The 21,752-nt window shown below is 35.6% G+C and carries 20 protein-coding genes; 8 read left to right on the top strand and 12 right to left on the bottom strand.

Going from position 1 to position 21,752, the window contains the following annotated elements; genetic code table 11:
- Positions 1–12: 12 nt before the first annotated feature.
- The 7 genes from LF886_RS11425 (at position 13) to LF886_RS11395 (ending at position 6,398) form a co-directional block, all read left to right on the top strand.
- On the top strand, positions 13–714 hold the full coding sequence (locus LF886_RS11425; protein WP_236854204.1) for a CPBP family intramembrane glutamic endopeptidase: 702 nt from the start codon (positions 13–15) through the stop codon (positions 712–714).
- Between the two features lie 4 nt (positions 715–718).
- Entirely contained in the window at positions 719–1,477 is a 759-nt protein-coding gene (gene yaaA, locus LF886_RS11420; protein ID WP_124536987.1) for a peroxide stress protein YaaA, read from the top strand.
- Complete coding sequence (gene prmC / locus LF886_RS11415) at positions 1,478–2,326, top strand: peptide chain release factor N(5)-glutamine methyltransferase (RefSeq protein ID WP_236854203.1); 849 nt, start codon at positions 1,478–1,480, stop codon at positions 2,324–2,326.
- Positions 2,327–2,353: 27 nt separating this feature from the next.
- Positions 2,354–3,376 (top strand): serine hydrolase domain-containing protein, encoded by a 1,023-nt coding sequence (locus tag LF886_RS11410; protein WP_236854202.1) that lies wholly within the window; start codon positions 2,354–2,356, stop codon positions 3,374–3,376.
- A 2-nt stretch (positions 3,377–3,378) separates the two neighbouring features.
- Complete coding sequence (locus LF886_RS11405; RefSeq protein ID WP_236854201.1) at positions 3,379–3,738, top strand: DUF4180 domain-containing protein; 360 nt, start codon at positions 3,379–3,381, stop codon at positions 3,736–3,738.
- A 538-nt stretch (positions 3,739–4,276) separates the two neighbouring features.
- A complete protein-coding gene (locus LF886_RS11400; RefSeq protein ID WP_236854200.1) occupies positions 4,277–4,849 on the top strand; it encodes a hypothetical protein in 573 nt (190 codons plus the stop codon).
- Between the two features lie 7 nt (positions 4,850–4,856).
- A complete protein-coding gene (locus LF886_RS11395) occupies positions 4,857–6,398 on the top strand; it encodes a lectin-like domain-containing protein (RefSeq protein WP_236854199.1) in 1,542 nt (513 codons plus the stop codon).
- 55 nt (positions 6,399–6,453) lie between these two features.
- Here the strand turns inward: LF886_RS11395 and LF886_RS11390 are convergent, their stop codons facing one another.
- From LF886_RS11390 to LF886_RS11355, 8 genes are all read right to left on the bottom strand, one after another.
- Entirely contained in the window at positions 6,454–7,425 is a 972-nt protein-coding gene (locus tag LF886_RS11390; protein WP_236854198.1) for an NAD-dependent epimerase/dehydratase family protein, read from the bottom strand.
- Positions 7,422–8,207, bottom strand: coding sequence for an SDR family NAD(P)-dependent oxidoreductase (locus LF886_RS11385; protein ID WP_236854197.1), 786 nt, complete (start codon positions 8,205–8,207; stop codon positions 7,422–7,424). The genes LF886_RS11390 and LF886_RS11385 overlap by 4 nt, the downstream gene beginning before the upstream one ends.
- Before the next feature lie 159 nt (positions 8,208–8,366).
- Positions 8,367–9,455, bottom strand: coding sequence for a helix-turn-helix domain-containing protein (locus LF886_RS11380; protein WP_236854196.1), 1,089 nt, complete (start codon positions 9,453–9,455; stop codon positions 8,367–8,369).
- Between the two features lie 31 nt (positions 9,456–9,486).
- The gene (locus LF886_RS11375) at positions 9,487–10,128 is read right to left on the bottom strand and encodes a rhomboid family intramembrane serine protease (RefSeq protein ID WP_236854195.1); all 642 of its coding nucleotides are present in this window, start codon (positions 10,126–10,128) and stop codon (positions 9,487–9,489) included.
- A 40-nt stretch (positions 10,129–10,168) separates the two neighbouring features.
- Positions 10,169–12,760: a DNA gyrase/topoisomerase IV subunit A gene (locus tag LF886_RS11370; protein ID WP_236854194.1), complete on the bottom strand. Its 2,592-nt coding sequence runs from the start codon at positions 12,758–12,760 to the stop codon at positions 10,169–10,171.
- An 8-nt stretch (positions 12,761–12,768) separates the two neighbouring features.
- Positions 12,769–13,245 (bottom strand): hypothetical protein, encoded by a 477-nt coding sequence (locus LF886_RS11365; RefSeq protein ID WP_236854193.1) that lies wholly within the window; start codon positions 13,243–13,245, stop codon positions 12,769–12,771.
- 113 nt (positions 13,246–13,358) lie between these two features.
- Positions 13,359–15,245, bottom strand: a complete 1,887-nt coding sequence (locus tag LF886_RS11360; protein ID WP_236854192.1) for a DNA topoisomerase IV subunit B — start codon at positions 15,243–15,245, stop codon at positions 13,359–13,361.
- 229 nt (positions 15,246–15,474) lie between these two features.
- Positions 15,475–15,897 (bottom strand): DUF2867 domain-containing protein, encoded by a 423-nt coding sequence (locus LF886_RS11355; RefSeq protein WP_236854308.1) that lies wholly within the window; start codon positions 15,895–15,897, stop codon positions 15,475–15,477.
- Positions 15,898–16,218: 321 nt separating this feature from the next.
- Here LF886_RS11355 and LF886_RS11350 point away from each other — a divergent pair, with 321 nt between their 5' ends.
- A complete protein-coding gene (locus tag LF886_RS11350; RefSeq protein ID WP_236854191.1) occupies positions 16,219–17,367 on the top strand; it encodes a methionine aminotransferase in 1,149 nt (382 codons plus the stop codon).
- Between the two features lie 805 nt (positions 17,368–18,172).
- Here the strand turns inward: LF886_RS11350 and LF886_RS11345 are convergent.
- From LF886_RS11345 to LF886_RS11330, 4 genes are all read right to left on the bottom strand, one after another.
- Positions 18,173–18,937, bottom strand: coding sequence for an SDR family NAD(P)-dependent oxidoreductase (locus LF886_RS11345; RefSeq protein ID WP_236854190.1), 765 nt, complete (start codon positions 18,935–18,937; stop codon positions 18,173–18,175).
- Between the two features lie 89 nt (positions 18,938–19,026).
- Positions 19,027–19,965 (bottom strand): helix-turn-helix domain-containing protein, encoded by a 939-nt coding sequence (locus LF886_RS11340; protein ID WP_124536973.1) that lies wholly within the window; start codon positions 19,963–19,965, stop codon positions 19,027–19,029.
- Positions 19,966–20,024: 59 nt separating this feature from the next.
- Entirely contained in the window at positions 20,025–20,804 is a 780-nt protein-coding gene (locus tag LF886_RS11335) for a helix-turn-helix domain-containing protein (protein ID WP_236854189.1), read from the bottom strand.
- Between the two features lie 6 nt (positions 20,805–20,810).
- A complete protein-coding gene (locus LF886_RS11330; protein ID WP_236854188.1) occupies positions 20,811–21,725 on the bottom strand; it encodes an MBL fold metallo-hydrolase in 915 nt (304 codons plus the stop codon).
- Between the last annotated feature and the right edge of the window lie 27 nt (positions 21,726–21,752).

Here is a 21,752-nt window from a genome sequence, read left to right as displayed (position 1 = left end):
GGGTATTGTATTATGAGTCTTAATGGGAAATATTCTATAGGAATTTTACTCACTTTTGTGCTGTTGGCTGCTGTGATGCTTTATATTTTTCCTGTCGTTACGATGATCACAGGGATAATAGGGATTACAAAAGACAACTTCTTCCTCAGTAGAGTTGCAATATGGGGAGTTTTCCTCATTGTATTTCTGTACAGTCTTTTTATCGAAAAAAGCACTTTTTTACTCAAAGAAGAAAAAAAATATTCTGCCGTATTTTATATAAAAGCCATTCTATGCTTATATTTTATCTGCAGCGTTGGTGGAGCACTTCTAAATGTAATGATTCAGCTTTTGGTTCAGGAAAAAATAAGTGAAAAACTTTTTGAGCTTACTTCCATTTTTAAAAATGATTATTTTTTAATTATTTTTACATGCTTTACAGCAGGTGCTGTAGAAGAGTTTCTAATGCGGGGGTACATACAGCCAAGAATTGAAAAACTTTATAACAGTCCATTTCTGGGTATTTTTGTTTCAGCCATTCTATTTGGAATTCTGCACAGTACTTACGGAACCATAGGCCAGGTAGTCATTCCTTTCTTTATTGGAGTCGTTTTTGCTGTGTTTTATAAACTTTATTCAAACATTAAAATTTTGATCATTTGTCATTTTATGGTTGACTTTATCTCTCTGATGGCCATGAATTTTATTGACATTAAACATTTATCTGCATTTTAACATTATGAAAATTATAACATCTCCTGCAAAATTAATGAACGTAGAAAATTCAACAGAGCTGTTGAAATCCACTACTCCGAAATTCATTGAAGATGCAGCATTGATACATTCTTATTTAAAAGAAAAATCCCCAAAATATCTTTCCGAACTGATGGAAATATCGCCTAAACTGGCTGATGAAAACTGGGAAAGAAATCAAAAATGGAAATCCAAACCTACTGCAAAAGAATCTGCTCCGGCTATGTTTGCTTTTACAGGAGAGGTTTACAGAGGACTGGATGCCAAAACCCTGGATAAAAATGCGGTAGACTATCTGCAGAAAAACTACAGAATGCTTTCCGGACTTTACGGTCTTTTGAAGCCATCTGATAAAGTGATGCTTTACAGACTGGAAATGGGGCGCCCATTTCAATTTGAGGAGTACAAAAACCTGTATGAATTCTGGAGAGAAAAAATCACTGAGCAATTGAATTCTGAGATGAAAAAAGGAGAAATCCTGCTTCATCTTGCCAGCAATGAGTATGGAAAAGTAATCGACAGAAAAAAACTGAACCATAAAGTGATCGATTTTGATTTCTATGAATTAAAAGAAGGAAAACTGAAAACCATTGTTGTATATACCAAGCATGCAAGAGGACTGGTAGTAAGATTCTGTGCTGAAACTAATGCCAAAACTCTGGAAGATGTAAAGGCGTTCAACTATGAAGGGTATAGAATTGATGAAGAGAAGTCTACGGATACAAAACTGGTTTTTACAAGATAAATGACAATATCAGCATTCAAAAAATATTTCAAAACAGCCCTTTCCGAGCTTTATACTGAGTCGGAAAGTGCTTTTTTATCATCATTATTGATGCATCAGATTGTAGGTTTTGACAGCTTTCATCAAAGACGGTTTTCTGAGCAGGAACTTTTGATCGATGATGAAGAAAAACTTTGCCATCTGGTTTCCGAACTTAAAACCGGGAAGCCTTACCAGCAAATCCTGGGCGAAACGGAATTCTACGGGATGAAGTTTTTTGTGGATGAAAATGTACTGATTCCCCGCCCTGAAACAGAAGAACTGCTGGAGATTGCCATCAAGGAAATTCAACGCTCACCATTTAAACTTCAAGGTTTAAAGATTTTGGACATAGGAACCGGAAGCGGAATTATTCCTTTGGTTTTAAAGAAATATTTCCCTGAAGCGGACGTTTCATCCATAGATTTTTCGGAAAAAGCATTGAAAACTGCCAAAAAAAATGCAGATTATCATCAACTGGAAATTAAATTCATTCATGCTGATTATCTGAATTTTGAACTGATTGAAAATTATGATATCATTATTTCAAATCCTCCGTATATAGGAATTGAGGAAGAGGTTGAAATTGCTGATTCAGTGAAAGAATTTGAACCTAAAATGGCCCTTTTCTCCCCTACTGCAGATGCTTTGATTTTTTACAGGAAAATAGCTGAAGATGCTAAAAAGCATCTGAACAAGGACGGATTTTTGTTTTTGGAAATCAATCAAAAATTAGGTCCTGAAACTTTGGAACTGTATCAGTATTTTTCTAACGCTCAACTATTGAAGGATTTATCTGAAAATGACAGGTTTATTTATGGAAGAAAATAAGTAATTTTGCTTCCATACACCTAACCTATGAAAACTTTGATATGGAATATCGTTTTCGGTATTTTCCTGATTTTGCAACTGGCATCCTGTAAACAAAATTCTCAGCATATTGTAGATGAATACTACAATAAGGGAGAATTCAACGGTTCTGTTCTGATCGTGAAAAATGGCAAGATTGTATGTGATACAGCCATGGGCTTCCGTTCTTTTGAAAAAGGACTGAAAACAGATAAAAATACTTCTTTTTATATTGCTTCTCTGAGCAAACCTTTCACTGCTGCAGCGATTATGATATTACAGCAGCAAGGATTATTAAAATTTGATGATAAAGCTTCTCAATTCATTGAGCTTCCTGAATATGCTAAAAACATCAGTATCAGACAGCTTTTGCACCATACTTCCGGAATAAGTGACTATGAAAATTTATTTTCAAAAAAGGGATTGACTAATCAGGAGGTAATTGATTGGCTTTTTAGTCTTAAAAAACTAGATTTTGTTCCTGACAGTCAGTTTAAATACAGCAACAGCGGATATATAATCCTTTCCCAGATTATCGAAAAGGTATCCGGAAAATCCTATAAAACTTTTCTCAATGAGCAGATCTTCACTCCTTTAAAAATGGTTCACACCTATGTGTATGAGTCTTCTACGGTTATTCAGAATAAGGCGTTGGGATATAATAAACAGAAGGAACCTGATGATTATTCGATCCTGACCACGGGTGACGGTGGGATCTACTCTACTCCTGAAGATCTTTATAAATTTGATCAGGCTTTAAGAAATCATACTTTAATCAATAAGGAAAATACAGTCATCATGTATACTCCTTCCCAATTATCTAATGGACAAGTGTCAAATTATGGATTTTCATGGTTTATAGAGAATAAAAATGGAGAAAAAACAGCAATGCATACAGGAGGTCTGAGCGGCTTTAAAGCTTTATTCTGGAGAGATTTGCAGCATAACACCTGTATTATAGCACTTACCAACCAGGGAGACGCATTTGCTTTAGATAATTTCTTACATGATATCAAAAAAACACTCGAATAAAGATGATTATTCAATCACATGAAATCAACAATATAAAAATTGCGGAAGTAATTTCCGATGATATAATCATTCAATCTGCTGCGGACGGGCTTGATCTTATGGGAAATATCTATTATCAGGGTTTTGATACATTAATTCTTCATGAAAAAAATATCGTCCCTGAATTCTTTGACTTAAAAACGAAAATGGCAGGTGATATTCTTCAAAAGTTTTCAAACTATCGCATCGGTCTGACTATTGTAGGTGATTTTGACAAATATGAAAGCAAAAGTCTGAAGGATTTTATTTTTGAAAGCAACAAAACAAAACACGTCAATTTTGTAAACACTCTGGAAGATTCGCTGAATAATTTTTCAAAATAGACTCTTTTTCAATTATTTATAACAAAAAAGATGAAATTTTTCTTCTTTTTCAAATATCAGGATCTCAATATAATCTGTTTTTTAAGATTTCTTAATACTATACAAAGATTTACATAATAAAAACAATCCTATTGATTTACAAACTATGTAAAAATTTAAACCAAAATATGTTAATTATTAAGAGAAATTTAGAATTAATTCTATAAATACAAACGTGTGAATATTTCTTTGTATATTTGCAAAAAACACGAGGGAATATGAATCTTACTTATTTAAGAGCTTATACGGCTACATAATTCAATTTACTTTTTCGACTATTTCAGATAAGACATAGAATCTCCTCTATGAGACATCATGTTATATCTGTTATTGGCTTTTAGGAATTTAAAGATTTCCTCATGCCATTCTATGGAAACAATTCATTATTCAAATGAACTGTTTGTGATACTTATTCCTTTTATGGAATCGACCTGGCTGAAAAAAATGCCTTCAAAAAAACATAAAAAACATACACAGATTAAAAATTATTAAGAACATCATGATTAAAAAGTTATTTCTACCAATCGTTTTAATAAGTACATTCTCTTTCGCACAGGTTGGGATCAACACACCAACACCTGATGGAAGCGCAACTTTGGATGTCTATAGTCAAAATAAAGGAATGCTGATTCCAAGACTCAGTACTGCAAAAAGAGACGCTATATCTAATCCGGCCAACTCTCTTCTTATCTATGATACTGATAAGAAATGTTTAAGCCAGAATATTGGAAGCCCTACGAAGCCTGATTGGCTATGTATCAGTAGCAATGCTGTAAAAATGTTTTACATGCCTAGTGTTTCTTTTGATACTTCCACCAGCGCCAATGGCCGAACTAAAGATTTGTATACATTGTATAAAACTCAGTTTGGATCTCCAAAAGCAAAAAGCACCAGCGCGCCTGCATCAATTCCTTTTTTCCCGTCAAGCAAAGATATTTACTATTATGTAACAGATGCTGATCCTAATGTATTCAGTAATATTTCTATTTCTGATGACGGGGTAATGACGTATGATGTAAAAGCTGCTGCTACAGACTGTTCATTTATTAATATTGTTTTTGTAGTTAAATAATTGAGTTATGATAAAAAGTACTCGAATTATATGGGGCAAAAGATTTTTGCTTGTTTCTTCATTGTTTATTTTCACCCAAAATAGTAAGGCACAGAATCAGCAAGGAACCGGCTACCCGTATTTTGTCAACTTTACACAAGGATTACAGCCTCAGGAAGCTTACAAAGTATCTACTAGCGGTATCCAGAATGATGCTACTTTTACGACAGATGGATTGCGACTGACCCGAAGTGTGAATAATATTTCGGGAGGAGTTATCCTCGCTGATAAGATATTTAACAGTGACCAGGGAATTAAGTTCGAATTTGAATTTGCAATTTATGGTGGAGAGACTAACGGAGGAGATGGTATTTCTATATTCCTTGTAGATGGTTCTATTCCTAAAGATCAACTTAATCTCGGATACTTTGGAGGAGGATTAGGGTATAGTTTTGTACGTGGAGGTGAGTCCCGAGAAGGACTGAGAGGCGCTTATCTAGGGATAGGTCTGGATGAATATGGAAATTTCAAAACAGCATTTAACCAGGGAGAAAGGGTTAGAAATGGAATTTTTGGAGTATCATTAGCTGGCGGGCGAAGTAATGTCAGCTTAAGAGGAAAACGTGGAAATCAATATCTGTCTTCCGCTGAGCCGGCAGGATACAATGGTTATCCATTACTTTACAGTACAGCGACCAATGCTGCAACTTCCAGTAACAACCGATCCGCTTATCTGAATACTCAAACCGGAAAGTATGTTGGTATTCAAAATACAAATCTTCAGCAATTCAGTATTGAAAGTGGCGGAACTACGATTCCTCAGAACGAGAATGACACTAGATTCCGAAAAGCATATATCACATTGATTCCCAATCCTTCCGGCGGTTACAATGTAACTCTCGAAATACAGCACGGGACTGTGAAAGAAACAGTAATTGATAGTTATTATTATCCAACTTCTCTGAAATATACGGAGACTACAATATCCAACAGTACGGTAAGAACACTGGATACTTCGCCTCCTTCTACTTTCAGAATTGGTTTTGCGGCTTCTACCGGAGCTGCTAAAAATATCCACTTATTAAAAAACTTAGGGGTTACAAGACCTTATGCAGCAGAAGTTACGGACGATCTTTTTACAGGATGTCCAGGAATAAAATCTAATTATTTCCCTTTACTTAATGATGCAGCATATACTTCAGCAGGTGGACAAAACCCACCAACGATTTCTTATAACAACATTGATTTTAATTCATTTCGTTTTCTGGATATGAATGGTGCGGTGATTCCGAATATAACAGGGGGTGTCTATACCAACAATCAGGGGACATGGACGTATACTTCTACTACAGGAAAACTTTCTTTCAAGCCAGCAATTGGATTTACAGGAATTGCCCAAATACAATATGATATCAAGGGCGGTGGAAGAAATGGTACTGAAGCTCCTTATAATACAGAAGAATACAGATCAATGCCAGGGTTGATACAGGTTAATATTTCAAATTCAAATAACTGCAGCAAAGCCTGTGTGATTTCTAATAAAAACGTAACTCAGAAAATAACAACATAATTTTATAAAGCCAGCAGTCAAAAAGCTGGCTTTTTTATTATTGACAAAATGAAAATCAATGTTTATTATTTTTAGTAAAATATTGGATAGCATCTTCGATTGCTTTATCAACAGGTTGATACCGGATCCCCAGCTCCTCTACCGATTTCTGGTTGTTATAATAGTTACAAATCTGCAGGGCTTTCATATTGGAAGTACTGAGGTTTGTTTTTATGTTTAATTTTCTCAGCCCGTCACCAATCAATCCAAGGAAGTTCAAAACTGTATTCGGAATGGGCAGCATCATTGGTTTTTGGTTGGTAATCCGGTTTATTTTCTTAAAAAAGTCTTTATAACTTAAGTTTTCATTGGCTAAAAGATATTTTTCAGCATTTCTCCCATTTTCAATAGCATTCACTATTCCGTGGGCAGCATCTTCTACATGTACAAAGTTCTTTCCTCCTTTTGGATAGAAAACCAGTTTCTTTTTCCAGGCCCAAAAGATAATTTTTCCGGAGCTCGGCTTGCTGTCATAAGCTCCGATCATAAAAGTGGGATTTACAATGCTGACTTCTGTATTTTTACAGTTATTTAAAAGATAGTCTTCGGCTTCCCGTTTGCTTTGAGCATAAAATGAACGGGTAAAAGGATAAAGCTGGGGTGCTTTTTCACTCCCCCAGAATGTCGTATTCCCATATCCTAAAGTATTGGCCGTACTCACAAACAAAAACTTTTTTACCTTCATTGATTCTGCCTGAGTAAACAGGTTCACGGCAGCTTCATAATTTACTTTTCTGTATTCATTATACCTGATTAGATTTTGCCGTGTTTCTGCCGCAATATGGATGATACAATCTATATCTATAAGCAATGATGAGAGATCGGATAAAAGATCTGCTTCCACCAGCTTCAGATTCTCGTTTTCTTCGCCCAACCATGTGCTTTTCTTGCGCACCAGAGCAATAATAGAATAACCATTTTGTAGTAATTTTATAATAACATTAGTTCCCAGAAGTCCTGTAGCTCCGGTTACACAAATTTTTTTCATGCTTCGATTTCTCTTTTTATAGCCTGGGTCATCAACGGAAGTTTGATCCATATTGGTAAAATTTTCATCACAAGCCAGCTGATTGGATTCACCATAATTACGGAATCTTTTTTAAATAATTGACGAATGCAGTATGACGCTACTTTATCAGGATTCAAAAGTGTTAATCTTCCTATAAAGCCTTGTTTTTCAATTCTTTCGCAGACATCTGAATTGGTTTTCATAGCGCCGGGATTTACAACGCTTACAAAAACATTAGTATCTTTCAATTCTTCATGCAATCCTCTTGAAAATGAATGGATAAAGGTTTTGGTCGCAGGATATACCGTTTTAAAACCTATCGGAGAGAAGGCTGCCATGCTTGAAACATTTAAAATATAAGCTTTTGGCTGTCTTAAAAGATTGGGAAGAAGCTGATGGGTGATGAGTGAAGTTGCAGCTACATTCACCTGCAGAATGGTATTGATATAATCCGAAGAGGCTTCTGTAAATTTCTTAGTCCCACCAAGCCCTGCATTATTGATCAGGATATGAATATCAAAGGAGTGGTTGATCCATTCTGTAAGTTTCATAACATTCTCATTGACGGAAAGATCTGTTTCGTAATAATAGGCTTTTATATGATATTGTTCTTCCAGTTCCTCAGAAAGTTCTTTCAGATTTTGATTCGGAAGACTCACAAGAACAACATTGATGTTTTTCTTTGCCAGATTTTCGGCGAATGCTTTACCAAGTCCCTGGCTTGCTCCTGTAACGACGGCATATGATTCTTTGGTATCCATAAGTTTAAATTTTACGGTACAAAGCTACAGGGATAGACCAGTTTGAATGTTCCAGATTATCTGAACGAACTGATTTTTAAGCAGGAAAAACAAAACAATCAATTCGTTGAAAATCAATAATTTATAAAAATTAAAAAGTAAAACTTTATAAACCGGAACTTATTTTTTGAACTCAGAAGGGGTTTGCCCGGTTACTTTTTTAAAAGTTGTATTAAAAGAGGTTTTGGAATTGAATCCGGATTCATAGGCAATCCCCAGAATGGATAATTTACTGTTGGGTTCTTTCAGAAGTTGTTTGGCGTAATCTACCCTGAATTCATTCACATATTGGAAGAAGTTCTTTCCAAAACCTGTATTGATAACGTAAGAAAGATGATGGGTAGAAACCGACAGGATTTCTGCAAGTTTGATAAGATTCAATTCGCTTTCAAGGTAAGGTTTCTGGGTTTCCATGATGTTTTCAAGCGAAGATTTAATTTTTAATAATTCATCATCAGAAATCAGTTTTCTTTTTACTTCTTCAGGATCTGAATCTTCATTCATAGAAATCAGCTCCTCTATCTGTTTTTCTTCTAAAGGATAAATTTCTTTCTGCTTCAGAGAATAATATCCTACACAATAAATAACGAAAAGGAAAACGGTATTGATAAAGAAATTCAGTGATTTTGGGTCATAGAACAGATTATAAATCACATAGATAATGTTCACAATAAGAAGTACCAGGATAATATATTCCAGCCAATTCAGATTGATTCCTTCTGTATTGGACGAAAACTGCTGGATCTTCCGCTGGTGTTTTCTGATGGTAATATAAGAAAGACCCGTGTAAAATAAGGCTTGAATCAGGATCAAAATAACACTCAGATATTCAAACGGAGTGTCATAGCCCAATTTTACCAATATAAGGCACAGAACGAAAGCTGCAGGAAGTAATAAAAACTTTAAGTCTTTAGTCTTGAAAGTAAAAGCGGGGTTGGTATAAAACAGGACACTGAAGTAAAAGACAATGGGGGTGAAAAACTGAATACATCTCACGAAAAACAGAGAATGGAATTCCACTGTTGAGCCTGTGATCAGAAACAAAACCTCATCCAGCCAGAAGGTAGACCACAGAAAAAGAAAGATCCCAAACCAGAAATTGGCTTTTCGGTTCACCCTTAAAGGATTGGCCAGCTTTAGTAGAGAAAGCAAAACCAATGAACCATAGATAAGTATCACGATGAAACTGTTTAACTCTGATGTGTTCATTGGTTTTGATATTTTAATTAAAAATAGTCTATTATCCTATTCGTTTCCTTACAAATATTTCATATCCTAAATAAATTAAGGGAAGTGACATGATTCCTAAGAAAAGGATATTACTCATGGCTAGCTGCGGATGCATTACAATAGAGTAAACAAGTCCGAAAAATGCTCCTCCAAGGTGAGCTGCATGCCCCAGGTTATCCCATTGCTTAGGATTCAGCATCATGTATACAGAGTATCCAAAATAGATAGTTCCAAATAGCCATCCCGGTAAAAAGTTGACACTGATCTCATTCGGAGCCATTGCAATGGATGCAAAAATGATTCCTGAAACGGCTCCTGATGCTCCGATTGCAGAATACCAAGGTTGTTTTTTATAAATCTGTAAGCTGAATAAATTCCCAAGAATCATTGACCCAAAATAGAGAATCAAAAATCCTACTTCACCAAAGAAGTTAACAACGACTCCCTGGAAAAAATATAGAGAAAGCATATTAAAGAATAAATGCATAAAGTCTGCATGCAAAAATGCAGAACTGATAAGCCTTATATATTCTTTACGGTTTGTAATCGCTCCGACATTGAATTTATATTTTTCAAATAATGCTATATTATTTAGCCCCATGTAACTAAAGATACATGTGACTGCAATGATAATTAAAACAACTATACTCATCTTATATTTTTTATATTATACCTGAACAGACATCTATGGTCTATTCATTTTCATTATTTCCATCACCGTTGAACAGGTCCCCTATAATTCCTCCATCTTCATCCATATCTCCGGTTGGTTCCGGATCTTCGTATACTTCAGGTTCCTCTTCTACCGGTTCAGGAATGGTAATATTAATTGCCTTTACTTTAAATTTCGTAAACTGGTTACCGATTGCTTTTATTCCTTTTACGGTTATAAATTCGTCGATATTTATGGTTTCAGAGTCACGGTCTTTTCCTTTATCTTTCGCGAAAATAATTTCAGCGGTTGCTTCATTAGCAACGATAATGTTTTCAATGAATGATTTTGGATGCTCAGATGGCATGAAAGTCTGTACATTTACTGTATTTTCCAGTAAGAATCTCTTGATGAAGTAAATATCTTTCTCTCCATCATAATAAATACAGGTGATCGGCTGTGCAGGTCTCCATTTTTCCAGGATAAGATATTCGTCATCAAAACGGTTACCCAAATCAAAAGATACCAGTTTTACCTCACCATTGGTATTGATCGTCAGAATTCTGTCATCACCTTTAAAGTTTCCGAGTAACGTTCCTCTTACATCTGCATTCAGTCTTCTTACCGTATCATCAAACCAGATCTTTCTAGGTGCCAGAGTAGAAACTCCTTCTTCTTTCATATCTACTTTCTTCACGGCATATTTTGTCACCAAATTTCCTTTTGAATCACGTCCTTTGATGGCAAGATCAGAAAAACTGATCTCCATTTTATTCTTCCTGATTCTAGGGTTTGGTTTTAAAAGAACAGTCACGGTTTCTGCTTCTCCATTAGGATTTGCCGAAAAATAAAGTGTTTCTGAGCCTTTTTTGTCTGATGCCAGCGGATAGTCTGTGTTTCGGGTAACTCCTGTTACGGAGAAACGCTTCATATAATAAGGACCTTCCCTGCCTTCGCGGTAGATCATATTATACACTGTTCTCTTATCATTTTTCTTCCATATGGCAACATGCAGAATATCTTTTCCGACAAAAGTTTTAGCTTCTACTTTTACCACCTTCATGCTTCCGTCTTTTCTGAAAATGATGATATCATCAATATCAGAACAGTCAAACAGATACTGGTCTTTTTTAAGTGATGTTCCGATAAAGCCTTCTTCAAAATTCACATAGAATTTCTCATTGGCTACGGCTACTTTTGTAGCATCAATCGTATCAAAGATTCTAAGCTCAGTCTTTCTCTGCTTGTCTTTTCCGTATTTTTTCTGAATATTCAAATAATAATCAATGGCATAGGCAATCAAATTCGCAAGATGGTGCTTAACTTGCTCTATTTTACCTTCCAGTGCGGCGATATTTTCTTTAAATTTATCTAAATCGAATCTTGAAATTCTCTTGATTCTGATCTCTGTCAGTTTTAAAATATCTTCTTCTGTAACAGCTCTTAAAAGATGTTTGGTATGAGGTTTTAATCCTGCATCAATTGTTTTTATGACATCTTCCCAGGTTTCTACCTCTTCAATATCGTGATAGATCCTGTTTTCTATAAAAATTCTTTCTAATGAAGAGAAATGCCAGCTTTCCTGAAGCTCATGAAGTTCAATTTCAAGTTCTTTCTTCAGCAATGACACCGTATGCTCTGTATTCATTTTCAGAATATCAGAAACATTCATAAACATAGGTTTGTCACCTACGATCACACAGGCATTCGGAGAGATTGTCACCTGACAGTCGGTGAATGCATACAAAGCATCAATCGTCTTATCCGGCGAAACATCACTATGAATATGAATTAGGATTTCTACCTTATCTGAAGTATTATCCTCAATCTTTTTGATCTTGATCTTTCCTTTCTCATTGGCCTTTAAAATAGAGTCAATAAGATCGGTTGTTGTTTTTGAGTAAGGAAGCTCAGAAATAACCAATGTATGTTTATCCGTCTGGGTAATTCTTGCTCTTGCTCTTACTTTTCCTCCTCTGTGTCCGTCATTATATTCGGAAACATCCAGATAACCGGCTGTTAAAAAGTCCGGATACACTTCGAAGTTCTTTCCTTTCAGATGTGCTACAGATGCATTGATAAGCTCATTGAAGTTATGGGGAAGTATTTTAGTAGAAAGCCCTACACCAATACCTTCTACTCCCTGTGTAAGAAGCAAAGGGAATTTTACCGGTAAGTCAATAGGTTCATTATTTCTCCCATCATAAGACTTTGTCCATTCTGTAGTTTTAGGATTAAAAACTACTTCCAGGGCAAAAGGAGTCAACCTTGCTTCAATATATCTTGCAGCAGCAGCAGAGTCTCCTGTATAGATATTTCCCCAGTTTCCCTGGGTATCTATCAGTAATTCTTTTTGCCCGACCTGCACCATGGCATCAGTAATGGAAGCATCTCCATGGGGGTGATACTTCATTGTATTTCCCACAATATTGGCCACTTTATTATAACGGCCGTCTTCCAGTTCCCGCATAGAGTGCATGATTCTTCGCTGAACGGGTTTCAAACCGTCATATACCGAAGGGATAGCTCTATCCAAAATTACATAGGAAGCATAATCCAGGAACCAGTCTTTGTATAGACCGGAAACTTTCTTTAAGCTTTCACCCTCATGCGAATATTCTTCTGTCGTCATCTGTTTTGTTAATCTTTTTTCTCCTTATTAGTTTTCACTACTTTGTTCAGAGAGAGTTTTAAATCGTTTACTTCTTTTTTGGTCAAATAAGAAATCTGGTACTTCAATATGGTAGAACCATTATTCTTACTTGAAACTGTAACATATAATCTTTTGACAAAGAAAATACAAACCACATCATATTTTATCAGTTTATATTTCGGAAACTCATCGTGAAGAGGCTTATCTAAAAAAGGAATAATATTCCTGTTTTTAAAATTAAGCGCTTCTCCATCGCTGTCATATTCAAAAATTTGTCGTCCGCAAATATAAAAGATAATCAGCAGCAGAACGGGAACAATAACCAATAAATAACTTTCTTTCCCCAATGCATTAAATCTGTATTTATTGGCTGCAAATACGATTAATCCAAACATCATCATCATCAAAAGCAGGGTACTCAAAGAGTTATAAACTGATACTTTATTACGGTTACTTAGTCTCATTTTGATTTTTTTGGTGTGTAAGTTTTATAATTTTCCTACTTCATCCAAACCTGTGTTTTTTCAGTCTCTCTATGGCTTTTAACGACCATTTTTTTTGATTTTTTTAAGCTTTTTTAATTTTCTAATTCATCCGGAATTACTTTTTTATCAATATCAGTATCATCCTCCACCACTAGGTTTTCAAGAATAAAAACCTGTCTGTCCGGAGTATTTTTCCCCATATAAAACTCCAGAAGTTGTTCTATAGTCTGGTCTTTTCCTATCACTACAGGTTCTAATCTGATATCTTTACCGATGAAGTGCTTGAATTCGTCCGGAGAAATCTCTCCTAATCCTTTAAATCGTGTGATTTCAGGATTTTTCCCCAGCTCATTCAATGCTTTTACTCTTTCTGCTTCTGTATAGCAATATCTTGTTTCTTTTTTATTTCTCACTCTGAATAACGGAGTCTGAAGGATATAAAGGTGTCCGTTTTTTATCAGATCCGGGAAGAACTGCAGGAAAAAAGTAATCATCAGCAAACGGATGTGCATCCCATCGACATCGGCATCGGTAGCAATGATTACCTGATTATATCTCAGGTCTTCCAGGCTTTCTTCAATATTCAAAGCTGCCTGAAGAAGGTTAAACTCTTCGTTTTCATATACCACTTTCTTGGTAAGACCATAGCAGTTCAGCGGTTTACCTTTGAGCGAGAATACAGCCTGTGTTTCTACATCTCTGGATTTTGTGATAGATCCTGATGCAGAATCCCCTTCGGTAATGAAGATCTGAGAATCTCCTTTTCTCTCTGCTTTCTGATCATTATAGTGCTGTCTGCAGTCACGAAGTTTTTTATTGTGAAGAGAAACTTTCTTTGCTCTTTCTCTCGCCAGTTTCTGGATTCCGGAAAGTTCTTTTCTTTCTCTCTCGGAGATCAATATCTTTCTTTGGATCGCTTCTACAATGTCTGGATTCTTATGTAGGAAGTTATCCAGTTTACTTTTAAGGAAATCTATGATAAATATTCTTACCGTAGGGCCATTCGGTCCCATATCATTAGACCCTAATTTTGTTTTGGTCTGGGATTCGAAAATAGGCTCTTCTACGTTGATTGAGATTGCTGCGATGATAGACTTCCTGATATCGGAAGCATCAAAACTTTTATTGAAGAATTCACGAATCGTTTTTACATACGCTTCACGGAATGCATTAAGGTGTGTTCCCCCTTGAGTGGTATTCTGCCCGTTAACGAATGAGAAGTAGGTTTCTGTCTGTGATTTGTCAGAATGAGTAATCGCTACCTCAATATCTTCATCCTTCAAATGAATGATCGGATAAAGGATATCACTCTCCAATTCTTCTTCCAACAAGTCTTTAAGTCCATTTTCAGAATAATATGTTTCTCCGTTGAAAAGAATTTTAAGTCCTGGATTCAGATAGGCATAATTGCGGAGCATTCTTTCGATATACTCTTTTCTGTATTTGAAGTGCAGGAAGATATCTCCATCAGGAACAAAGGAGATTTCAGTACCATTTCTGTCTGAAGTCTCTTTTTCTTCAAAATTTTCGGTGATCACTCCACGGGAGAATTCAGCCGCTTTCATTTTTCCGTCACGGAAAGAACGTACCCTAAAGTAGTCTGAAAGGGCATTCACCGCTTTGCTACCGACCCCGTTCAATCCTACAGATTTTTTAAACGCTTTACTGTCGTACTTACCACCGGTATTCATTTTGGAAACAGCATCTACGACTTTTCCCAACGGGATTCCACGTCCAAAGTCACGGATGGTAACTTTGCCGTCGTCCAGTTTTATTTCAATTCTTTTCCCGGATCTCATCCTGAACTCATCAATAGAGTTATCAAGGATTTCTTTTAGCAATATATAAATACCATCATCAGCGGAAGAACCATCACCGAGCTTCCCGATGTACATACCGGGGCGCAGACGGATGTGTTCCTGCCAATCGAGGGTTCTGATATTATCTTCGGAGTAGGTTGGATTTATTTCTTGTGACATATATGATTTCAGCAAACATACAAAAGTACAAAATTGTCCAAAATTATCCGAATTTTAAAAATCATTTTTTACTAACTTTTATCGTTTTGTCAAGAGAACAGTCATAGAGTTTTAACCCAATCAAATTTGTCACAGCACAAAAGCAATCAAAGCTCATTCTAAACCCTAAAATTTTCGTTAATATATCATATATAATAAAAATTTCGCTTTATACTTATCAATAAGCATTTCATCTTGTACTTTCTAACTTACCTAAAATGTTTTTGAGCATAGCAGGGACAATAAGCTTATGAAAAGGGCGAACAGGCAAAAAATATAACACCCCCAACCAGTTATGAAATTTTACCGCAGTGGATATCGTAAGGGAATTTTCTTCCTGATCATCTTTATTTTTGTCAAATAAAAGGGAAACTCTGAAATCCAAATGTTTATCATCTTCTCCCAGAATAATTTCGTTATTCGTTTTATCAAATATTTTGAAAAGTCCTATACGCTCTCCCACTTCATATTTAAAATCATTCTCCGTCAACTTATTTCTTGTTTCAGCACCGGTTTTCAATCCGAATAATCCGACTACTTTATTCCTGAAAACAAACATTTTCTTTCCCCATTTCGGCACGCTTGTAAAGAAAGTTTTTCCAACTTCTGTAATATCAATATTCCTTCTGTTCGTTAGTTCTCCTTCAAAACTATCAATATAATCAAATTTTTTTTCCCTTTGAATAATATAGATTTTTCAGGAAACTCTGTCTTTTTAATCTTCATTGTTATTTGTTTTAACAGGTTATCTGCCAAACAAATTTAGGTATCTTTCTGTAGATTCAAAAGAGAAAACCAAACATATGTTTAAAGTCATGTTTTGCTAGGAAATCTCTTAGCATCCGATGTAAACTTACACTTTATATAATTTTTGTTCTTTCAAATTCAAACTGCTTCAAATATTTCATTAAATTCGATCAACAAAACTGTTTTTATGATACAACTTCCTTTATCAAAACTTTCCAATGTAGGGACTACCATTTTCAGTCAGATGACTCAACTTGCCAATGAAAATGAGGCGATCAATCTTTCCCAGGGCTTTCCTGATTTTATTCCTGATCCGGAATTACTGAATTACGTAGATCATTTTATTAAAAAAGGTTTCAATCAGTATGCTCCATTAGGAGGGATTATTGGTCTAAAGGAAGAAATTGCACGAAAAATCGAAAACAGCCATCAGGCAGTTTATCATCCGGATACTGAAATAACGATTACAGCAGGCGGAACTCAGGCTATTTTCACCGCTATCGCTTCTTTTATCAAGAAAGATGATGAAGTGATTATTTTTGAACCGGCCTATGACTGTTATGAACCTACCGTAGAACTTTTCGGAGGGATTGTAAAACGTTTTGAAATGAAAGCTCCGGATTATGAAATCGACTGGGCTGCTGTAAAAAATCTTGTCAGCGACAAAACCCGAATGATCATTCTTAACAATCCTAATAACCCATCAGGTAAAATCCTTAAAGAAAATGATATCCAGGAGCTTATTCAACTGGTAAAAGGAACTTCCATTCTTATTTTAAGTGATGAAGTGTATGAAAATATTGTTTTTGATGGAAAACAGCATCTGAGCATCTGTAAATATCCTGAGCTTAAAGAAAGAAGTTTTCTTGTTGCCTCATTCGGGAAACTTTTCCATGTTACCGGTTGGAAGGTTGGCTATTGTGCTGCTCCTAAAATCCTAACAGACGAATTCAGAAAGGTGCACCAGTTCAATGTTTTTTGTGTAAATACTCCTATTCAGCTTGCATTGGCAGAATACATGAAAAATGAAGAGCATTATACCCATCTGAATCAGTTTTTCCAGGAAAAAAGAGATTTCCTGAGAAAAGGTCTTGAAGGAACTTCTTTTGAACTTCTGGATTGTGAAGGAACATATTTTCAGGCCGTAAAATATGGTAAAATATCGGATAAAAATGATTTTGACTTTGCCTCAGAGCTTACTATTAATCATAAAGTTGCCAGTGTTCCTTTCTCTTCGTTTTATAAAAATAAACTGAATGAAAATGTGATCAGATTGTGTTTTGCCAAGAAGCAGGAGACCTTAGAAAGGGCTATTGAGAATTTATCGCGGATTTAATCATGTTTTTATTGTTTTGTTGGTAAACGCTAAGATGCAAAGAAATTTTATAAGCTAGATGTTTTAAGGCGTGAAGATTTTATCTTCGATAAAATTGCGCTTTCCTAAAATGATGTGTATTTCTCAACTGTACTCTCTTTTAAGAATGCAACGGGAAATCTATCTTTTTAAAGGATATTATATATTGTAATTATATACGATTTTACACTAATCATGATATTTAATTATTATAACTCTGTCATTCTGAATACAGACTGAAGGTCTGCGAACGTAATTCAGGAAGTGAAATGAAGAATCTAGGCCATATATGAGATTCTTCCTTCGTCAGAAATCGAAGATTCGGCGTAGTCAATGACAATAGTATAAAATTGTATACGGTCACCTATATATTTTATTCTCTTGCAGATTTTTATTTATTATTGGCTGAAACAATAAATGATTTTTCTCTTCAATAAGTGATTTATATATTGTAATTTTTCATATATTTATAATAATCAACTTATTAAATAATAAAACCATGAAAAAAGAGATCAAAAGAAAAAATTAACAAGGAAAGAATTACATACAGTGAATGGAGGTTTTGGGAATGTAAGATGTACCAATTCTTCAGGATATTGTGTATATATCGGCCCTGGATGTAGAGAAGCAGAATGCCAGCTACCGGAACCTCTTGAACCAGATGCGTAGATTGAATGAGAATCAAAAGTCTACTCTTCTCAAAGAAACAGTAAATAATACAATCGGCTGGCTCATTTTTGAGCCAGCCGATTGTATTATAATTAAGATTAATCTCAGAAAATCAAGTCTATAAAAACATTCCTCCTGAAACTTCAATTCTCTGGCCATTGATCCATCTGGCATCTTCCGTACACAGGAAGGCTACTACTCCACCGATATCATCAGGAAGACCTACTCTTCCAAGAGCTGTAGCACCTGCTACCATTGCATTGATCTCTTCATTATCTCTCACTCTTCCACCCCCAAAATCCGTTTCGATAGCGCCCGGAGCTACTACGTTTGCTTTAATTTTTCTTGATCCCAATTCTTTGGCCATATACTTTGTAAGCATTTCTACACCAGCCTTTATTGATCCATAAATAGAAGATCCGGGTGTTGCAAACCTTGCCAATCCTGAAGACACATTGATAATTCCTCCTCCATCATTGATGAATGGCAATAATTTCTGAGTCAGGAAAAACACTCCCTTGAAATGGATATCCACAACATCATCCAGCTGCTCTTCTGTCACTTCCGTAATCGGCGAATACAAAGCTGTTCCTGCATTATTGACAAGATAGTCGATATGCGTGCTTCCTGTATTTTCCTGTAAGTGATCCGTAACGTTTTTCACAAAAGCATCAAAGCTTTTCATGTCTTTGGTATCCAGTTGAAAGGCTGTAGCGTTTCTTCCTATTGATTTAATTTCATTAACAACAGCTTCTGCTTCTTCTTTGTTGCTTCTGTACGTAATGATAACATCAAGTCCTTTTTGAGCAATCTTAAGCGCTGAGTTTTTTCCCAATCCACGGCTTCCTCCGGTTACCAATGCGATATTTGTTTTTGTGTTCATTGTATTTTGATTATTTTGATGGTACAAAGTTGGGGTATTTTCAGAATGAAGTGTTTGCTTGAATCAATCTGAAATTTGCGAAATTCAAATCAGGAACGGAATTCCAATGGGGTAAATGTGGTTTTTCTTTTAAAGAAATTGGAAAAATGGGCTATTTCTTCAAAACCTAGAGCATAGGATATTTCCGACACATTCCATCTGGTCTGTTTTAACAAGATTTTGGCTTCCTGAGTAATACGGTCAGAAATAAATTCCGTCGTTGTTTTTCCGGTGCTTTCTTTTAATCTTTTATTCAGATAATTGACATGCACAGCGAGTCTGTCTGCATAATCTTTTGCCGTTTTCAACTGCAATCTCTGTTCCCAGGATTCAATAGGAAACTGTCTTTCCAACAACTCTATAAATAAAGAAACAACCCTCATGGAAGCATCATTTGAGGCCGATATTTTGGATGCCGGCTGTAGTTTCTGCCCATAATGAATCAGTTCCAGGACATAGTTTCTGATCAGATCATATTTAAATACATAGTCTGAATCGATCTCTTTTTTTATTTTTTTAAAAAGGTTTTCAATCTCTTCTGCAAGTTCATTATCAATTTCAAAGACGGGTACTCCCCCAGGCTGAAAAATAGGGAGATCTTCGAGGTTATAGTAGGATTTATCTTTAATGAAAAAATCTTCTGTAAACACACAGAAACTTCCTGACTGGTCTGGATCTTCAGGTACCCAATGATAGGGAACTTTAGGAGTAGCAAATAATAAAGCGTTTTGCTTGATTGAAATTACTTTGTCTGCATATTCTGCCCTATTTCTCCCTCTTATAAAACTTATCTTATAGTATTTCCTTCTGTTATAAGGCATTTCGGAAGTCGTTTTTGCCCTTTCAATCGTCTGGGCAATATCAAATACATTAAAGTGCCCAATATCTTTATGAAGTCCCTTTGGAAAAATACTTTCCAGATCTTTGCCTAATTTGGCGGCCATCTCTTTATAAAAGTCTTCGAGTGAAGTATGTGCTATTTTTTCCATCGCAGATGATTTGTAAAATTCAAATATACAAACTTATGAAACAGTCAGCTTTGAATGTATTAAAGATTACTTGCCAGCACTCCAAATTCTTTTTTAAATGCAAATGAAAAGTGTGATAGATCTTCAAATCCAAGGTCAATATAAATGTCTGAGGGTCTTTGTTTTTTTTCTTCAATCAGAAATTTTGCTTCCTGTAAGCGTCTTTTGATTAACCAGCGGTTGGGTGTTTCATCAAATATTTTCTTAAAATCTCTTTTAAAAGCAGATAAGCTGCGTCCTGTAAGGTAGGCAAAGCGTTCTAAATTAACATTAAACTTATAATTTTTCTGCATAAACTCTTCAAGGTCTAATCTTCCCGGAACTCCAAAATCAAAGAGTATAGCGGACAACTCTGGATGCAGCTGCAAGAGGATGAGTAATAATTCTTCTCTCTTTACGTCTGAAAATGCATTGTTTATCTGCCCGGAATCTGTGTAATAAGGTTCTAATGAAAGCAAAAAACTATTAATCAAAGTGTCTTTTTTTATAGGAATAAAAGCATCTTTTGACTGATGATTCTGAAATGACAGGCTGTGCTTTTTATGAAAGTTTATTAAAAATGGTTCATCAAAAATAAAAATGACTTTTTCAAATTCGTTATTGTCTTTCTGTTTATTATAACGAGCCAGACGGTTTTTACGAACAATGCAACTGTCACCAGGCTTCAGCACATAATGTTTATTGCCATCATAACCGTTCATGGTTCCTTTTGCCAGAAATAAAAAGAAATGTTCAGCTATAAATTGTTCCGGCGAAATTGTGGGACCTACAAAGCAGGACTTTATCTCAGTTATTTTCATTGCGCATTATTTTATATTTTTCCACCATTGTTTAAATTGCTGTGTACTGTCATTCAGTTTTACCTTTTCACCAATCATAGGAGTAGCAAGGCGGTAAGATTTTGACTGTGAGAGTGCTGAAATACGCTCTAAAGGTTCATTCCATGGATGTCTTGCCAGTGTAAATTTGGAATGGTGAACAGGAAGCATATTTTTTGCTTTCAATTCTGTAGCTGCCAACGCTACTTCTTCAGGAAGCTCATGCACCGACTGCCATGCTTTATTGTATTGTCCGCATTCCATGATAGCCCAGTCGATGGAAGGATATTTTTCAGCAATCTTCTTAAAACGACTGCTATAGCCTCCATCTCCACTATAATAAACATTCATAGCGGGTGACTGGATAAAAAATGAGAGCCATAAAGCTTGTGAACTTTTAAAGCCTCTCCCTCCGTCATGATGAGTACTTTCAGTAAAAATGGTAAAATCAGGCTTTACCTGTACTTTATCACCCCAATCTTTTTCAATAATCTGCTGTTTTGTATAGCCCCATCTTTCATAATGTGCGCCTGCTCCCAGTCCACAAACCACATGTTTTACTTTGGGTTGTAAAGCTTGTACCGTTTCATAGTCCAGATGGTCGTAATGATCATGTGAAAGCAGCATATAATCGATCTCCGGCATATCATCTGTTGTATAGATATCGCTTCCTTTGTAAGCTGTTACTCCCCATGGCAATGGTGATGCTTTACCACTGAAAACAGGATCTACTAAAATCTTAACTCCATCCAGCTGTAAAAAGAAAGATGAGTGTCCGAACCATACGATTACATTTTCATTTGCAGGAATTGATTTCAGATCCGTTTTTATGGAAGGCATGGCATCAATGGTTTCTGTATGAGGATATTCTTTGGCCAGCGATCTCCATATTTCACCTAACATGCTGTATCCTTGAGTAATCGTTGGTTT

The organism is Chryseobacterium sp. MEBOG07 (assembly GCF_021869745.1).
Classification (GTDB): Bacteria; Bacteroidota; Bacteroidia; order Flavobacteriales; family Weeksellaceae; genus Chryseobacterium; species Chryseobacterium viscerum.
Note: the sequence above shows the minus strand (reverse complement) of the source record. Positions and strands in the feature narration are given on the sequence as shown.

Coding starts and splice junctions, on each gene's coding strand:
- LF886_RS11425 (WP_236854204.1), top strand. CDS start 13: ATGAGTCTTAATGGGAAATATTCTATAGGAATTTTACTCACTTTTGTG.
- yaaA (WP_124536987.1), top strand. CDS start 719: ATGAAAATTATAACATCTCCTGCAAAATTAATGAACGTAGAAAATTCA.
- prmC (WP_236854203.1), top strand. CDS start 1,478: ATGACAATATCAGCATTCAAAAAATATTTCAAAACAGCCCTTTCCGAG.
- LF886_RS11410 (WP_236854202.1), top strand. CDS start 2,354: ATGAAAACTTTGATATGGAATATCGTTTTCGGTATTTTCCTGATTTTG.
- LF886_RS11405 (WP_236854201.1), top strand. CDS start 3,379: ATGATTATTCAATCACATGAAATCAACAATATAAAAATTGCGGAAGTA.
- LF886_RS11400 (WP_236854200.1), top strand. CDS start 4,277: ATGATTAAAAAGTTATTTCTACCAATCGTTTTAATAAGTACATTCTCT.
- LF886_RS11395 (WP_236854199.1), top strand. CDS start 4,857: ATGATAAAAAGTACTCGAATTATATGGGGCAAAAGATTTTTGCTTGTT.
- LF886_RS11390 (WP_236854198.1), bottom strand. CDS start 7,425: ATGAAAAAAATTTGTGTAACCGGAGCTACAGGACTTCTGGGAACTAAT.
- LF886_RS11385 (WP_236854197.1), bottom strand. CDS start 8,207: ATGGATACCAAAGAATCATATGCCGTCGTTACAGGAGCAAGCCAGGGA.
- LF886_RS11380 (WP_236854196.1), bottom strand. CDS start 9,455: ATGAACACATCAGAGTTAAACAGTTTCATCGTGATACTTATCTATGGT.
- LF886_RS11375 (WP_236854195.1), bottom strand. CDS start 10,128: ATGAGTATAGTTGTTTTAATTATCATTGCAGTCACATGTATCTTTAGT.
- LF886_RS11370 (WP_236854194.1), bottom strand. CDS start 12,760: ATGACGACAGAAGAATATTCGCATGAGGGTGAAAGCTTAAAGAAAGTT.
- LF886_RS11365 (WP_236854193.1), bottom strand. CDS start 13,245: ATGAGACTAAGTAACCGTAATAAAGTATCAGTTTATAACTCTTTGAGT.
- LF886_RS11360 (WP_236854192.1), bottom strand. CDS start 15,245: ATGTCACAAGAAATAAATCCAACCTACTCCGAAGATAATATCAGAACC.
- LF886_RS11350 (WP_236854191.1), top strand. CDS start 16,219: ATGATACAACTTCCTTTATCAAAACTTTCCAATGTAGGGACTACCATT.
- LF886_RS11345 (WP_236854190.1), bottom strand. CDS start 18,937: ATGAACACAAAAACAAATATCGCATTGGTAACCGGAGGAAGCCGTGGA.
- LF886_RS11340 (WP_124536973.1), bottom strand. CDS start 19,965: ATGGAAAAAATAGCACATACTTCACTCGAAGACTTTTATAAAGAGATG.
- LF886_RS11335 (WP_236854189.1), bottom strand. CDS start 20,804: ATGAAAATAACTGAGATAAAGTCCTGCTTTGTAGGTCCCACAATTTCG.
- LF886_RS11330 (WP_236854188.1), bottom strand. CDS start 21,725: ATGTTAGGTGAAATATGGAGATCGCTGGCCAAAGAATATCCTCATACA.